The sequence below is a fragment of the Ponticoccus litoralis genome, assembly GCF_039769985.1.
GTDB lineage: Bacteria > Pseudomonadota > Alphaproteobacteria > Rhodobacterales > Rhodobacteraceae > Ponticoccus > Ponticoccus litoralis.
Window position 1 is genome coordinate 2,288,955 of sequence record NZ_JBDNCH010000002.1, and the last position, 12,951, is coordinate 2,301,905.

A 12,951-nucleotide genomic window follows, 5' to 3' on the forward strand; every position below is an offset into this window, starting at 1 on the left:
AGGCGCCTGTCGCCGTCCTGGCCGTGGTCAAGGATGCCGGAGCGGCGCGGATCTTTCCGGTGCCGCCCGGTGCTTCGGTCCGCTGAAAGGCAACGCGGGCCTTGCGGGCCTCCCCTTGGTCAGGCGGACCGACAGGGCTGAATCCGCAGGCCGTCAGACCGCGACATCTGCCTTGATGGCGGCGTGGGGGTCGTAGCCCTCTACCGTGAAATCCTCGATCCGGTAGTCGTCGATGCCCTGCCCGCGGCGGGTGAGAGCGATGCGGGGCAGGGGGCGCGGTTCGCGGGTCAGCTGTTCGCGCGCCTGATCGAGGTGGTTCTGGTACAGGTGCACGTCGCCGCCGACCCAGACCAGCTCGCCGGGGGTCAGGCCGGCCTGATCCGCCAGCATCAGGTGCAGCGCCGTGGCGCCGACGAAGTTGAAGGGCGCGCCCAGCAACAGGTCGACCGAACGCTGGTAGAGCAGGCAGTTCAGCCGTCCGGTCGAGGTGACGTGGTACTGGTAGACCATGTGGCAGGGCGGCAGCGCCATCTGGCCCAGTTCCGGCACGTTCCAGCCGTGGAACAGCATCCGGCGGCTGGAGGGGTTCTCGCGCAGGGTCTGCACCAGCGTGCCGATCTGGTCGTATTCGTGCCCGTCCGCGCCCAGCCAGCGGCGCCACTGCTTGCCGTAGACCGGCCCCAGCTCGCCCCAGCGCGCGGCAAAGGCATCGTCCTCGACGATGCGCTGCTCGAAGGCCTCCTGAGAGATCGCCTCGCCGGTTTCGCGGCGGTAGCTGTCCAGCGGCCAGTCGGTCCAGATCCGCACGTTCTCGCGCAAAAGCGGCTGGAGGTTGGTGCCGCCGGTGAGGAACCAAAGCATCTCTTTGACGGCGGTTTTCCAGTAGACCCGCTTGGTTGTCAGGATCGGCGCGGTGCCTTCCGAGAGGTCGAACCGCAGCATGGCGCCGAACAGGGACCGGGTGCCGACGCCGGTCCGGTCGACCCGCGCATCGCCCTGCTCCAACACGCGCTCCATCAGGTCGAGATACTGATATTCGGGATGCCGCACGATCAGCCCTCCTGCCGGGATGGCGGGAAAGAGGCGGGGAGAGGGGAATTCAGCAGCATGGGCGGCCTCTAATGGAAGGGGTGGGGGGGACGGTTCCCACAAGATACAGTGGCCGCGTCAGTCCGTAAAGCCGAAGGCCTGGCGGATGTGGGGCGAATTTGCCTCACATGTGGCGCGCAAAAGGCAGGCAGAATTGACTTTTTACCGCCCGCCCCGCAGATTTTTTCAAAATAATTGGGCAAGACCTGAGGCAGTCATATGTATCGCATTTTTCTCACGCTCGCGGTTGCGGGCGCTCTTTCGGCGTGCAGTTCGTCCAGCGGTGGCGGCGACGACGACCCGCTGTCCTCTGGCGATACCGATGGTGTCGGGGTCGGTGAACAGCCGCTTGTCCCCGAACCGGAACCCGAGCCCGAACCGGAGCCGGTCCCTTCGCCCGACAAGTACGGTGCGGATGTGGGGGCCTCGGCAACGGCCCCGATGAACGATATCGATTTCGACCCGGCGACCGGCGAGCTGGTGCTCAACAACATGACCTTCGACGACAGGAACCCCTTTGACCGCGACGATACCGCCAGCGCGCGGCTGCGCGCCGCCGGTTCGCGGTACGATGCCTATCAGAATGCCGCTACGGTCGACGAATACTATGCGGTTTTCCGGCGCACGGACTACGTGCAGACCGCTGCGGCGGGCTCTCGGTCCACCGTGTTCAAGCGGTAGCGGTGGATGTCGGCGGCATCGGGGTCGAACGGCTGTCCGGCACCGGTGCCCTGCCCGTGGCCAATGCAACCTACGTCTTCAGCGGGGAATACGCCGGGGTCCGGACCCTTTATCCCGATACCCGCAATCCGCAGGAACAGATCCAGTATGTCACCGGTACGACGGAGATCACCGTCGACATCGAGGACTACGACGAGACCGGCAGCGTGCGCGGCCTTGTGCTGGATCGCAAGGTTTTCGACGCGATGGGGGTCGAACTGACAGAGACCAACGCCACGGGCGACACCGTGGGGGACGCGACCTACCTGCGGTTGGACCCCAACACCATCAACTTCGAGAACTGGTCGATCGACTCCGGCAACATGCAAATGGTGCGGAGAAACGGCCCGGATGCCGGAACCCCGGCAGGTGAGATCGGCGGCAGATGGAGCGGTCTGTTTGCCGGTCCGAACGGCGAGGAAGTGGCCGGTATCGTGGTGGTGCAGGGCGAGACGCCCGTCGGCATCGATCCGGTCAGCGGAGAGTATGTCGAGGTCACCGTCCGCGAAGTCGGCTCCTTCGTCGGCGAACGCTGATCCGTGGCCAACCCGAGCCCCCTCTGGCAGAGGGCAGGGCGCCTTTTGCGCGGCCCCCTGCCTTGGGCCTCGCGGCCCCAGCGCTGGCTGTCCCCTGGTCTTCGGTCCGGCGCTGGCCTTGGGCTTGTGCATCTCGGTCGTGCAGGCGGAAGAGACGCGGCTGAGCCTTGACGAGGCGCGCGGCGCGGCGGCCGGGTTTCTCGCCGATGGTCGGCCCGAGGCGGCGCTGATCCTTGCGGACGGCGCCCTTCTGGGAGCGCCGGACCATCCGCAGACCCTGATGTTGCGCGCCCGCGCCCTGCGCGACCTGGGCCGCGATGCCGAGGCGGTGAAGGCGGCGCGCGCCGCACTGGGCGGCGGCCTCGACACCGCAGGACCGCTTCTTCGCCGCGATGATCCAGGCGCAGACGCGGTCGTCCAAGGGGGATCGGGCCATCGCGCAATACTGGCTGCGCCGGGCTGCGCAGATTGCCCCGGATGAAGCGAGCCGGGCGGTGGCCATCCGCGATTTTCGCCATGTCCGCCGGATCACGCCGTGGCGGCTGTCGCTGGATGTCAGCGTCGCGCCCTCGGACAATCTGAACAACGCGCCGAAGTCCAACAGCTTTACCTTCGCCGGGCTGCCCTTCGTCAACCCCACCGCCGTGCCGCTGTCGGGTGTGGAATACGGCATCGGCGCCGGCTACGTCTATCGTGTCGCGCTGGCGGAGAACCGGCGGCTGAACTTTGGCGTCGACCTCGATGTGACCCGCCTGCGTTTCTCCGAGGACGCCCGTGACAAGGTGCCGGGCGTGGATGCGGACGACTACCGGGAAGAAGAGCTGCGGCTTTCGGCGGGGTACGAGGCGCGGGCCTCTGATGGTCGCTGGCTGGCGCTGACAGAGCTCTCGCTGCAGCGCACATGGCTGGCCGGGAAGACGCTGTCGGACGCGGTGCGGCTGGACTTCAGCTATGGGCGCGCGGTGGCGCCGGGGATGGTCCTTGGTGGGCGCCTTGGCCTCGAGACCGAAGAGCGGCGTGATTTCTCGGTGCTCGATTCGGATACGCGGGACTACGGCGTCACCCTGTCCAAAGAGGTCGGACAGGGTTTGTTGAGGCTGGATCTGGGATGGGCCGACACCGAGTCCGACTCGCGGTCCGTTGCGCGGGAAACCGGGCGTGCGGTGCTGACCTATGCCCGGACGAAGCCGGTGAGGGGCATGCTGCCGCGCCTGGCGCTGAGCTATGAGGCGGTGGACTACGACCGGGGCCCAACGACCTTCTGGACCGATCCGAGGCAGGACAGGCAATGGGCTGTGTCGCTGGATGTGACGCTGCCGGATCTGGATTACTACGGCTTCGCCCCCGAGGTCGGGGTTTCCTTCCGCGACAGACAGTCCAATTATACCATCTACGAGACTCAGGGCACGGACCTGCGCCTTGGCCTGAGATCGGTATTCTAGGAACGACAGCGGCCCAAGCCGGGCTGCGAAGGGAGACCTTATGGGAATCAAGTACTTGCACACCATGGTGCGGGTGAAGGACCTTGACGCGTCCATCGCATTCTACGAGCTGCTGGGCCTGACCGAACGGCGCCGGATCGAAAACGACAAGGGCCGGTTCACGCTGGTCTTCCTGTGCCCGCCGGAGCAGGCGGATGGCCACGCGGACGTGGAGCTGACCTACAACTGGGACGGCGACGAGGGGCTGCCCTCGGATTCGCGGCACTTCGGCCACCTCGCCTACACGGTGCCGGACATCTACGAGATGTGCCAGAACCTGATGGACAACGGCGTCACCATCAACCGCCCGCCGCGCGACGGGCACATGGCCTTCGTGCGCTCGCCCGACAACGTGTCCATCGAGCTGCTTCAGGAAGGCGAGGCCAAGGCCCCGGCGGAACCCCGGGCCAGCATGGAAAACACGGGCCATTGGTAAGGCCGGCGGCGCTTGCCCTCGGCCTGATGCTGGCGCCCCTCGGGGCGCTGGCACAGGACTGTCGGCTGGCGCTTGTGCTGGCTCTGGACGTGTCGTCCTCTGTCGATGACGCGGAATACGTGCTGCAACGCGACGGGATAGCCGCCGCCCTGCAGGCCGAAGAGGTGCAGGGGGCGATCCTCGGCAACCCCGGCGCGGTGGCGCTGGCGATCTACGAATGGAGCGGGCGGCGCCAGTCGGTGCTGATCGAGGACTGGGTGGTGCTGCGCAGCGCCGAGGACATCGCCGGGGTGTCGGCGCGGCTGCGCGGCGTGCAGCGGTCCTACCGGCGCTATCCCACCGCCCTTGGCTATGCCTCGGGCTACGGGGCGACGCTGATGCGCGAGGCACCCGCCTGCGACCGGCAGGTGATCGACGTGTCGGGCGACGGCATCACCAACGACGGGTTCTGGCCGCAGCTGGCCTACCGGCACTTCCCCTTCGAAGAGATCGTGGTCAATGGCCTTGCGGTTCTGGGCGCCGACCCGGATGTCTACGACCACTTCGAGATGGAGGTGCTGCGCGGTCCCGGCGCCTTTCTGGAGGTCGCCCCCGGCTACGAGGGGTTCCGCGAGGCGATGACCCGCAAGCTGTACCGCGAGATCCAGGACCGGATCGTCGGCGAGGTCCGGCGCGCGCCGGTCCACGGCCCGGGGTGAGGGCGCTTGTCCTCCTGCTGATGCTCTGGGCCGGGGGCGCCGGGGCGGCCTGCCGGCAGGCGCTGGCGCTTGGGCTGGATGTCTCGGGCTCGGTCGACGCGGTGGAATACCGGCTGCAACTGGACGGGCTTGCGGGCGCGCTGGAGGATCCGGGCGTCGTGGCGGCCTTTGCCGCGCTGCCGGAGGCGCCGGTGGCCTTTGCGGTCTACGAATGGTCCGGGCCGCAGGCGCAGCGGCTGCTGGTGGACTGGGTCATGATCTCCGGCGCCGCGGATGTGGCGGCGGTGGCGGCGCGGCTGCGGCGGGTCGAGCGGCTGGGCAGCGATCCCTCGACCGCGCTTGGCGCGGCAAAGCGGTTCGGGGAGGGGCTTCTGGCGTCGCAGGCGGGCTGTTGGCGGCGGGTGCTGGACATTTCGGGCGACGGCCTGTCGAACACCGGCCCGCACCCGCGCGCGGTGCGCCCGGACGGCATCGTGATCAACGGTCTGGTGATCGGCGCCGAGGGGGACACGGGCGTGCTGGGGTCGCTCTGGGCCTACTACAAGGCCTACGTGGTGCAGGGCCCCGAGACCTTCATCGAGACGGCCAGCGGCTTTGCGGATTTTCAGGAGGCGATGGTGCGCAAGCTGAAGAAAGAGCTTCAGGTGCTGGTGGTCTCGGCGCGGTAGCCGGTGCAGGGCGCGATCCATGGCCGCCGCCGGGGGGCGTCCGGGCGATCCCAGAGGGGGCGCATGTGGCGAAGGCGGATCTTCGGGCCTCTGGCCGGGGCGGTCCGCTGGCCCTTGTGGCGTTCTGCCACCGGTGTCGCCGGTCTTGCGGTCTGCCGGATCGGGGGCGACAGGGAAGGGGCGTCAGTAGATATAGCGGATCTGGTCGGTCCAGTAGCGTTCGACCCGGCGCAACGAGGAGGTGATGTCGTCCATCCCTTCCAGGCTGATCACCCCCTTGCCCTGCAGCCCGTCGGCGTGGCGCAGGAACAGTTCGGCCACGATGCCGCGGATTTCGCGGCCACGCTGGGTCAGCCGGACCCGGACCGAGCGGCGGTCGATCTCGCAGCGCTGATGGTGCATGTAGCCCATCTCGACCAGCTTCTTGAGGTTGTAGCTGACGTTCGAGCCCTGGTAGTAGCCGCGCGATTTCAGCTCGCCCGCCGTGACCTCGTTCTCGCCGATGTTGAAGAGCAGAAGGGCCTGCACCGCGTTCACGTCGATGATGCCCAGTCTTTCGAACTCGTCCTTGATGACGTCGAGCAGGAGACGGTGCAACCGCTCCACAAGGCTCAACGCATCGAGGTAGCTTGCCATGAAGCCCTGCTTTGGGCCGCTGTTCATGGACGCATGAATGCTCATGGTGGTCTCCGCCTGTTTTTTGTCCTTGGGGATGTTTCGGGCGAAAACACGAATATCGCGTTAAACCGCAGCGAAGAGTGCGAAAATTCGCGGCATTCTCCGGGGGCTGGTTAATGCGGGGTTATGGCGGTTGGGGGCAACGGGTCTGCGGCGCCGGACCAGGCGGTGCGCGGTGGCGCTGGCCGCGTCTGTCAGGGCGGAGGCGGGGGGGCGTCATGCCAGGGTCATGGACCCCGCGTGGGGCTCTGCCCCGCTCGCTGCGCTCGCCCCCCGAGGTATTTTTCGGACCAAAGAAGCAGGGGCGGGACGCAGCGGCAGGCTGGTTCGCGGTTTTGGTTTCGGACGCGCGGGATTGCGTGGGGGCGGTTCTGGCTCAGCCCCGCGCCGCGACCCGGGAAATGTCGGCCACCATCGGCGCATGGGCCCGCGGGGCGGGTTGCTGGCCCGAGATCCACTGGTAGAGGTCCTGGTCGTTCTCGTCGAGAAGCGCCTCGTAGGCGTCCAGTTCCCCGGCATCCAGCGCCGACAGGCGGGCGTCGGCGTAGCGCACCAGCAGGATGTCCATTTCCTTGATGCCGCGCCGCATCGAGCGCATGCGCAGGCGCTTCAGCCGTGTCTCGTGATCTTCCTGCGCCATCAGGCCTGTTCCTTCAGCAATTCGCGCAGGCGCTTTTCCAGACGGCCCAGCGTGTCGGCCCGGCTTTTGATCTGGGCGCGCAGGCTGCGCATCTCGTCGAGGATCTCGCGCAGGTCGACGGGCAGGGATTCCGCCGGGGCCTCGACGCCCTCGCCCTCGCCGGTGATCAGCCAGACCATCGAGACGTTCAGCACGCCCGACAGGGTCGACAGCTTGTTGGCGCGGGGTTCCGAGACGTCGTCTTCCCAGCGTTGCAGGGTGACGAGCTTGATGCCCAGCCGCTTGGCCAGCACTTCCGGCGTCATGCCCGCCGCCTCGCGCGCGGCGGCGACGCGGTCGCCGAAGGTCGCAACCTCGGGGCCGTAGTAATCGGTGATGTCCTGCATCGGGAAATCTCTCCTCTCGGCGGCTTGTGCGCGCGTTGGGCGCACCCTAAGACATGGGGCGCAACAAGACAAACGGGTGGCCCTGATGCCTTTTCTCTCCGACACCCTGGCCGCGGTGAAGCCTTCGCCCACGGTCGCCGTCACGCAGCTTGCGCGTGAGCTGAAGGCCGCGGGGCGCGACGTGATCGGGCTGGGCGCCGGTGAGCCCGACTTTGACACGCCGGACACGATCAAGGCTGCCGCGATTGCGGCAATCGAGGCCGGAAAAACGAAATACACCCCGCCGGACGGCATTCCGGAACTGAAAGAGGCGATCTGCGCCAAGTTCGCCCGCGAGAACGGGCTGCGCTACGCTCCGTCCCAGGTGATTGTCTGCACCGGCGGCAAGCAGGTGCTGTACAACGCGCTGATGGCGACGCTGAACCCCGGCGACGAGGTGGTGATCCCGGCGCCCTACTGGGTCAGCTACCCGGACATGGTGCGGCTGGGGCAGGGCACCCCGGTCATCGTCAAGGGCGAGCGCGCCCGGGGCTACAAGATCACCCCCGAGGCGCTGGAGGCGGCGATCACGCCCGCCACCAAGTGGTTCATCTTCAACTCGCCGTCCAACCCGACCGGGGCGGGCTATACCCGCGACGAGCTGAAGGCGCTGACCGACGTGCTGATGCGCCATCCCCAGGTCTGGGTGATGACCGACGACATGTACGAACACCTTGCCTACGACGGGTTCGAATTCGTCACCCCCGCGCAGGTCGAGCCGGGGCTCTATGACCGCACGCTGACCTGCAACGGCGTCTCGAAGGCCTATGCCATGACCGGTTGGCGGATCGGCTACGCGGCAGGCCCCGAGGCGCTGATCAAGGCCATGCTGAAGGTGCAGTCGCAGTCCACGACCAACCCCTGTTCGATCTCGCAATGGGCCAGCGTCGAGGCGCTGAACGGGCCGCAGGACTTCCTGGCCGAACGGGCGGCGCATTTCCTGCGGCGGCGCGACCTGGTGGTGGCGGGGCTGAACGCCTGCCCGGGAATCGCCTGCGCGGTGCCCGAGGGGGCCTTCTACGTCTACCCCTCGATCGAGGGCTGCCTCGGCAAGACCTCGAAGGGCGGGGTGGCGATCGTGGACGACGAGGCCTTCTGCACCGCGTTGCTGGAAGAGGAAGGCGTGGCGGTGGTCTTCGGCGCGGCCTTCGGGCTGTCGCCGAACTTCCGCGTCAGCTACGCGACCTCGGACGCGGTGCTGGAAGAGGCCTGCGCCCGGATCAAACGGTTCTGCGAGGGGCTGTCCTGAGGGTTTCGCCCGGCCCTTCGGTCCGGGCGACCAGCCGGGGGCCAGCCCCCGGACCCCCGGGATATTTCCGGACAGAAGAAACGGGAGGCGGGCCGGTCGGTTGGGGCGGCATCGTGCCGGAGGCAGGTCCTGGACAGGACGGTTTGGCCCCTTCCGGGGTCTTTGTGAAGCCAGGCAAGCGGATCCGGGCGTTTTGCCATGGGGCGGTGGACTGCGCGGCTGCATTGGGTGACAGTCGGGCGGCCTGAAGCGAGGAGACAGGAGTGAGCACAGACCTGCCGGAGTTCTATTTCCGCGTGCGCGACAACGGCGCCGCGGTCTTTCGCGTCGACACCGAAAACCGGCAGCGGCGCATCGAGATGGATCAGATCGCCGTGGTCAACCTCAACAAGGGCGAGATCAGGCCGCAGGGCGACCATGTCCTGAGTGCAGGCGAGCGGGCCGAGATCGAGGCCTGGATGCGCAAGCGCAAGGCGCTGCTGGCCCTGCGCGATATCGACGATATCCACCGCGCGGTGGATACCCTGAACACGACAACCCAATGGGCGCAGTCCAAGGCCTCGGATGTGCAGCTGGAAGAGGTCACGGATGCGCTCTTGATGGCCATGCACGATCTGCGGACGGTGCTGGTGCGCAAGAAGGCGGACCGGGTGATGAAGGGCTGACCTGCCGGCCAATCGGGCGGGGCGGTTCCGGGGCGCGGTGACCGGGTTTTCGTGCGGGAGGGCCGCCCTCGGATTTCCGGCCATGGCAGAGACCGTCTGCAAGCGGCCGGAGATCGCGCCGCGCTGCGCCCCGGCCTCCGGTCGCTGTTTTCACCGGTCCCCGGCGACCTGCGCCCTGCGGGCGCCGGAGAGGCCGGTCGCGCTGATCGGCGGGCCTCAGCCCGAGGATCGCAGGCCAGTTGGCGCGGCCCCCGGCGATGTTCCCCTCGATGTCGGAGAGCCACAGGGCGCGGGCGCGCAGGCTGGCGTTCAGGTAGAGCCGCCCCTGGTGCAGTGTCCGGGCTTCGGGCACCGTCGGCGCGAGATAGCCGCGCGCGGCGGCATAGGCGCAATAGCCGCCGAACTGCGGGGCATAGGCCTTCGGGTCGGCCTCGAAGCGCGCGGCATTGGCATGCGATGCGAAATACCATGTGGCGCCGCGCCACATCAGGCCGTGGTCCTCGCCCATCACGGGGCCCGTGCCGTCGAAATAGGCCACGGGGTCGGACCCGTCGATCGCCACGCCGAGTTCGGCATAGACCTCGGGCGCGCGATCGCGGGCGGCAGCGGGCAGGGCCAGCGCCGGGGCGGCGAGGCCGGTGAGGACAAGGTGGCGGCGGGACAGGTGCGGCATGGCGGGATTCCTCGGAACGACTGTTTCCAATCTGCACCCGCTGGCGCCTTCGGCAAAGAGCGTCCACGCGGACGTGAAGGCGCGTGTCGGTTGCGGCATCGGCGCCGGGCCCGCCTGCGGATCGGAAAACCACCTGCAAAGACACGAAAAAATTGACTTGCCCCGATGGGCTGCTAGCCTGTTCGGCAGATATTACGCTTCACGGGGGACTATTATGCGATTTTCGCTTGTTGCGGCCACGCTGGCCTTTGCTGTTTCCGGATCCGCCGCGCTCGCCTGGGGCGACATGTACATGGGCGACGGAACCAACAACCCGAACTCGAACATGCTGGTGCATGCCTACAAGGCGCCGAACCTCTGTCCGGTACGGGCTGCAGCCCGTCACCGTGGGCGGTGTGATCTGCTGCGGCAACCCGAACGCGGGCTACTACATCGACCGCCCGGGCGGCCAGAAGAAGTATTACAACGCCCGGCACAAGCCCGCGCCGCGGGCCTATGCGCCTGCCGGCGAAAAGGGCGTGGTGTACCGCTGAGGCGCGCCGCCCCTTGGCAAGACCGGTCAGGCCGCGTATAGCCGCGGCCTGATTTCTTTTGGCCATCCGGAAAGGGCCCGAGCATGCAGGGCAGCGCGAATCTCAACATCATGATGAAGGCGGCGCGCAAGGCGGGGCGGTCTCTGGTCAAGGATTTCCGCGAGGTCGAGAACCTGCAGGTCTCGCGCAAGGGGACCTCGGACTTCGTGACCCGCGCCGATATCGAGGCCGACCGCATCCTGCGCGAAGAGCTGATGGGCGCACGCCCGACCTATGGCTGGGTCGGCGAGGAAAGCGGCGAGGCCGAGGGCGAGGACCCGACCCGGCGCTGGATCGTCGATGCGCTGGACGGCACGACGAACTTCCTGCACGGCATGCCGCATTGGGCGGTCTCCATCGCGCTGGAACACAAGGGGCAGATCGTGTCCGGCGTGGTCTATGACGCCGCCAAGGACGAGATGTTCTACGCCGAACGCGGCGCCGGGGCCTGGCTGAACGATTCGCGCCGCCTGCGTGTCTCGGGCCGCCGCGCGATGAACGAGGCGCTGGTCGCCACCGGCATCCCCTTCGCCGGCAAGCACACGCTGCCCGCGACGCTGAAGGACCTCGCCCGCGTCATGCCCGAAGTCGCCGGGCTGCGGCCCTCGGGCTCTGCCGCGCTCGACCTTGCCTATGTGGCGGCGGGCCGCTTCGAGGGCTACTGGGAACGCGAGCTGAAGATCTGGGACATCGCGGCGGGCAGCCTGATCGCCATCGAGGCCGGTGCGCTGGTCGAAGGCGTGCGCGCGGGGCAGAACTTCCTCGAAAGCGGCTCCATCCTCTGTGCCAATGGCGAGATCTTCACGCCGCTCTCCAAGCTGCTGCGCGCGGCCTGAGCGCGCTGCCCCTAGCCGGAGCGCTTCGCGGACTTTGTCGGATGCCTCCGGCGGAGGGTATTTGGGCCAAGAAGAAGCACAGGGCAGCGCGAAGGCGCCCGGGTGACCTTGGGTTGCCGGGGACACGGGGCGGTGTCCTGGTGCTGCCGGGCTTGCCTGTCGCGGCGCGGGTCCCGACGGCAGGGCGCCGGGGATGCAGGGGGTCGGATCGGTCGGGCGGCAGGGTGCTGTGCAGGGTACAGCGCACGGGTTTCTTCTTGGTCCAAATACCTCTGAACCCGGTCTCCGCCCGCGCTGAGGCTTGTCGGGTCAGCGGTCGGACGGGTGATTGACGCCGTCGTGCCAGTCGACCGGCTCGATGTCCTTCGGGTCCATCCCCTCGATCGCGTAGAGGTTCACGCCGTATTCGTTCGGATCGGAGCGGCGGCGGTGGAACAGGTAGATCCCGCAGGTCTTGCAGAAGTGGTGCCGGGCCGTGTGCGTGCCCCAGGTATAGAGCGTGAGGTTGTCGGCGCCTCGGACCACCTCGATCCCGTCGAGCGGGGCCGAGACCACCGGGACGGAGCGGCGGCGGCAGAAGGAGCAATCGCAGCGGCGCGCGCTGTTCAGCCCGTCGCTCAGCGTCACGCGCAGTTCGACGGCGCCGCAGTGGCAGATGGCTTTGTGTGGGTTCATCGGCGGCGTATCCTCGGGACCTGTGTTGTTCTGCGCGCCCTGCGGATGCGCGGAATATGCGAGCGGTCGTAACGCGCCACCGGGTGCGGCGGCTGGCCGCGGGTGCGGTTCCAGAAGGCCGGGCCGCCACGTTTCAGCCAGCCCGGGACGGTCAGGATCAGGCCTGCCACGAAGCCCCCGATATGGGCCCAATAGGCGACGCCGCCCTCGTCCGGCGCGGTGCTCCAGCCGCCCAGCAGCTGCATCCCGAACCAGATCGCCAGCATCAGCCATGCCGGAACCGGGATGATCCTGAAGATCACGATGAGGATCAGCAGGATATCGACCCGCGCCCCGGGAAAGAGCAGCAGGTAGCCCCCCATGACGCCCGCGATGGCCCCCGAGGCGCCTACGGTCGGCACGGTGGAATAGGGCGCCGAGATCACGTGGATCAGGCCGGCGCCGATCCCGCAGGCGAGGTAGAAGAGGGCAAAGCCCAGGTGCCCCATCTCGTCTTCGAGGTTGTCGCCGAAGATGAACAGGAACAGCATGTTGCCGGCGATGTGCAACAGGCCGCCGTGCAGGAACATCGAGGTCACCAACCCTTGCCAGCCATAGCCTTCCATCAGGAAGGCCGGGATCAGCGCGAATTCGGCGTAAAAGGCGTAGAGCGCGCGGGGTGACTGGCCAAGATCCCATGTCCCGATAAAGACCGCGATATTGGTCAGCATCAGGGCATAGGTGACGAAGGGCACGCGTCCCGAGGGATTGTGGTCTCGGATCGGAAACATGGGGCCGAGGGTGGCATCCTTTGCGGCGGCGTCAAGGTGGCGGGTGGGCCCATGCCGGTTTGGCTTTAAAAAATGCTCCGGAGTGAGGCGTGCTCTGAGCTCTGCGTTCCGGTCGGGGCAGCGGGCGGGTCGGCTCGATG

Annotated in this window: 18 protein-coding genes; 11 read left to right on the plus strand and 7 right to left on the minus strand. The window is 67.7% G+C overall.

From position 1 onward, the window contains the following. Positions 1 to 153 precede the first annotated feature (153 nt). Complete coding sequence (locus ABFB10_RS12370) at positions 154 to 1,050, minus strand: thymidylate synthase (protein ID WP_347166748.1); 897 nt, start codon at positions 1,048 to 1,050, stop codon at positions 154 to 156. A gap of 258 nt (positions 1,051 to 1,308) precedes the next feature. On the opposite strand from ABFB10_RS12370, the gene ABFB10_RS12375 reads away from it, so the two are divergent. From ABFB10_RS12375 to ABFB10_RS12405, 7 genes are all read left to right on the plus strand, one after another. Beyond that, entirely contained in the window at positions 1,309 to 1,770 is a 462-nt protein-coding gene (locus ABFB10_RS12375) for a hypothetical protein (RefSeq protein WP_347166749.1), read from the plus strand. Between the two features lie 2 nt (positions 1,771 to 1,772). Continuing rightward, positions 1,773 to 2,345 (plus strand): hypothetical protein, encoded by a 573-nt coding sequence (locus ABFB10_RS12380; RefSeq protein WP_347166750.1) that lies wholly within the window; start codon positions 1,773 to 1,775, stop codon positions 2,343 to 2,345. Between the two features lie 118 nt (positions 2,346 to 2,463). Then, a complete protein-coding gene (locus ABFB10_RS12385; RefSeq protein ID WP_347166751.1) occupies positions 2,464 to 2,826 on the plus strand; it encodes a hypothetical protein in 363 nt (120 codons plus the stop codon). Next, the gene (locus ABFB10_RS12390) at positions 2,738 to 3,787 is read left to right on the plus strand and encodes a surface lipoprotein assembly modifier (RefSeq protein ID WP_347166752.1); all 1,050 of its coding nucleotides are present in this window, start codon (positions 2,738 to 2,740) and stop codon (positions 3,785 to 3,787) included. Before ABFB10_RS12385 ends, ABFB10_RS12390 begins: the two co-directional genes overlap by 89 nt. 40 nt (positions 3,788 to 3,827) lie before the next feature. Further along, positions 3,828 to 4,262: a VOC family protein gene (locus ABFB10_RS12395; RefSeq protein WP_347166753.1), complete on the plus strand. Its 435-nt coding sequence runs from the start codon at positions 3,828 to 3,830 to the stop codon at positions 4,260 to 4,262. Between the two features lie 26 nt (positions 4,263 to 4,288). Then, positions 4,289 to 4,960: a DUF1194 domain-containing protein gene (locus ABFB10_RS12400; RefSeq protein WP_347166754.1), complete on the plus strand. Its 672-nt coding sequence runs from the start codon at positions 4,289 to 4,291 to the stop codon at positions 4,958 to 4,960. After that, positions 4,957 to 5,628: a DUF1194 domain-containing protein gene (locus ABFB10_RS12405; RefSeq protein ID WP_347166755.1), complete on the plus strand. Its 672-nt coding sequence runs from the start codon at positions 4,957 to 4,959 to the stop codon at positions 5,626 to 5,628. Before ABFB10_RS12400 ends, ABFB10_RS12405 begins: the two co-directional genes overlap by 4 nt. A gap of 183 nt (positions 5,629 to 5,811) precedes the next feature. Here the strand turns inward: ABFB10_RS12405 and ABFB10_RS12410 are convergent, their stop codons facing one another. The 3 genes from ABFB10_RS12410 to ABFB10_RS12420 form a co-directional block, all read right to left on the minus strand. After that, on the minus strand, positions 5,812 to 6,309 hold the full coding sequence (locus ABFB10_RS12410) for a MarR family winged helix-turn-helix transcriptional regulator (RefSeq protein WP_347166756.1): 498 nt from the start codon (positions 6,307 to 6,309) through the stop codon (positions 5,812 to 5,814). A gap of 373 nt (positions 6,310 to 6,682) precedes the next feature. Further along, positions 6,683 to 6,946: an FAD assembly factor SdhE gene (locus ABFB10_RS12415; protein ID WP_347166757.1), complete on the minus strand. Its 264-nt coding sequence runs from the start codon at positions 6,944 to 6,946 to the stop codon at positions 6,683 to 6,685. After that, positions 6,946 to 7,332 (minus strand): helix-turn-helix domain-containing protein, encoded by a 387-nt coding sequence (locus ABFB10_RS12420; RefSeq protein ID WP_347166758.1) that lies wholly within the window; start codon positions 7,330 to 7,332, stop codon positions 6,946 to 6,948. Before ABFB10_RS12420 ends, ABFB10_RS12415 begins: the two co-directional genes overlap by 1 nt. 85 nt (positions 7,333 to 7,417) lie before the next feature. Here ABFB10_RS12420 and ABFB10_RS12425 point away from each other — a divergent pair, with 85 nt between their 5' ends. Continuing rightward, positions 7,418 to 8,620, plus strand: a complete 1,203-nt coding sequence (locus ABFB10_RS12425) for a pyridoxal phosphate-dependent aminotransferase (RefSeq protein WP_347168008.1) — start codon at positions 7,418 to 7,420, stop codon at positions 8,618 to 8,620. Between the two features lie 263 nt (positions 8,621 to 8,883). Then, complete coding sequence (locus ABFB10_RS12430) at positions 8,884 to 9,285, plus strand: hypothetical protein (protein ID WP_347166759.1); 402 nt, start codon at positions 8,884 to 8,886, stop codon at positions 9,283 to 9,285. On the opposite strand, the gene ABFB10_RS12435 is transcribed toward ABFB10_RS12430, so the two are convergent. Next, complete coding sequence (locus tag ABFB10_RS12435; protein WP_347166760.1) at positions 9,203 to 9,958, minus strand: YHS domain-containing (seleno)protein; 756 nt, start codon at positions 9,956 to 9,958, stop codon at positions 9,203 to 9,205. The genes ABFB10_RS12430 and ABFB10_RS12435 overlap by 83 nt on opposite strands. Positions 9,959 to 10,293: 335 nt before the next feature. Between ABFB10_RS12435 and ABFB10_RS12440 the strand changes: the two genes are divergently transcribed. Further along, positions 10,294 to 10,491, plus strand: coding sequence for a hypothetical protein (locus ABFB10_RS12440; protein WP_347166761.1), 198 nt, complete (start codon positions 10,294 to 10,296; stop codon positions 10,489 to 10,491). An 83-nt stretch (positions 10,492 to 10,574) separates the two neighbouring features. Further along, positions 10,575 to 11,366: an inositol monophosphatase family protein gene (locus ABFB10_RS12445; RefSeq protein WP_347166762.1), complete on the plus strand. Its 792-nt coding sequence runs from the start codon at positions 10,575 to 10,577 to the stop codon at positions 11,364 to 11,366. A 309-nt stretch (positions 11,367 to 11,675) separates the two neighbouring features. Here the strand turns inward: ABFB10_RS12445 and ABFB10_RS12450 are convergent, their stop codons facing one another. Together ABFB10_RS12450 and ABFB10_RS12455 are read right to left on the minus strand one after the other, a co-directional pair. Continuing rightward, positions 11,676 to 12,041, minus strand: a complete 366-nt coding sequence (locus ABFB10_RS12450) for a GFA family protein (protein WP_347166763.1) — start codon at positions 12,039 to 12,041, stop codon at positions 11,676 to 11,678. Then, entirely contained in the window at positions 12,038 to 12,811 is a 774-nt protein-coding gene (locus ABFB10_RS12455; protein WP_347166764.1) for a rhomboid family intramembrane serine protease, read from the minus strand. Before ABFB10_RS12455 ends, ABFB10_RS12450 begins: the two co-directional genes overlap by 4 nt. Between the last annotated feature and the right edge of the window lie 140 nt (positions 12,812 to 12,951).

What these genes read in the sequence shown, in the direction of transcription:
- ABFB10_RS12390 (WP_347166752.1), top strand. Translation starts at nt 2,738, where the DNA reads ATGATCCAGGCGCAGACGCGGTCGTCCAAGGGGGATCGGGCCATCGCG.
- ABFB10_RS12415 (WP_347166757.1), bottom strand. Translation starts at nt 6,946, where the DNA reads ATGGCGCAGGAAGATCACGAGACACGGCTGAAGCGCCTGCGCATGCGC.
- ABFB10_RS12375 (WP_347166749.1), top strand. Translation starts at nt 1,309, where the DNA reads ATGTATCGCATTTTTCTCACGCTCGCGGTTGCGGGCGCTCTTTCGGCG.
- ABFB10_RS12445 (WP_347166762.1), top strand. Translation starts at nt 10,575, where the DNA reads ATGCAGGGCAGCGCGAATCTCAACATCATGATGAAGGCGGCGCGCAAG.
- ABFB10_RS12455 (WP_347166764.1), bottom strand. Translation starts at nt 12,811, where the DNA reads ATGTTTCCGATCCGAGACCACAATCCCTCGGGACGCGTGCCCTTCGTC.
- ABFB10_RS12410 (WP_347166756.1), bottom strand. Translation starts at nt 6,309, where the DNA reads ATGAGCATTCATGCGTCCATGAACAGCGGCCCAAAGCAGGGCTTCATG.
- ABFB10_RS12435 (WP_347166760.1), bottom strand. Translation starts at nt 9,958, where the DNA reads ATGCCGCACCTGTCCCGCCGCCACCTTGTCCTCACCGGCCTCGCCGCC.
- ABFB10_RS12450 (WP_347166763.1), bottom strand. Translation starts at nt 12,041, where the DNA reads ATGAACCCACACAAAGCCATCTGCCACTGCGGCGCCGTCGAACTGCGC.
- ABFB10_RS12425 (WP_347168008.1), top strand. Translation starts at nt 7,418, where the DNA reads ATGCCTTTTCTCTCCGACACCCTGGCCGCGGTGAAGCCTTCGCCCACG.
- ABFB10_RS12400 (WP_347166754.1), top strand. Translation starts at nt 4,289, where the DNA reads ATGCTGGCGCCCCTCGGGGCGCTGGCACAGGACTGTCGGCTGGCGCTT.
- ABFB10_RS12420 (WP_347166758.1), bottom strand. Translation starts at nt 7,332, where the DNA reads ATGCAGGACATCACCGATTACTACGGCCCCGAGGTTGCGACCTTCGGC.
- ABFB10_RS12440 (WP_347166761.1), top strand. Translation starts at nt 10,294, where the DNA reads ATGCCTACAAGGCGCCGAACCTCTGTCCGGTACGGGCTGCAGCCCGTC.
- ABFB10_RS12395 (WP_347166753.1), top strand. Translation starts at nt 3,828, where the DNA reads ATGGGAATCAAGTACTTGCACACCATGGTGCGGGTGAAGGACCTTGAC.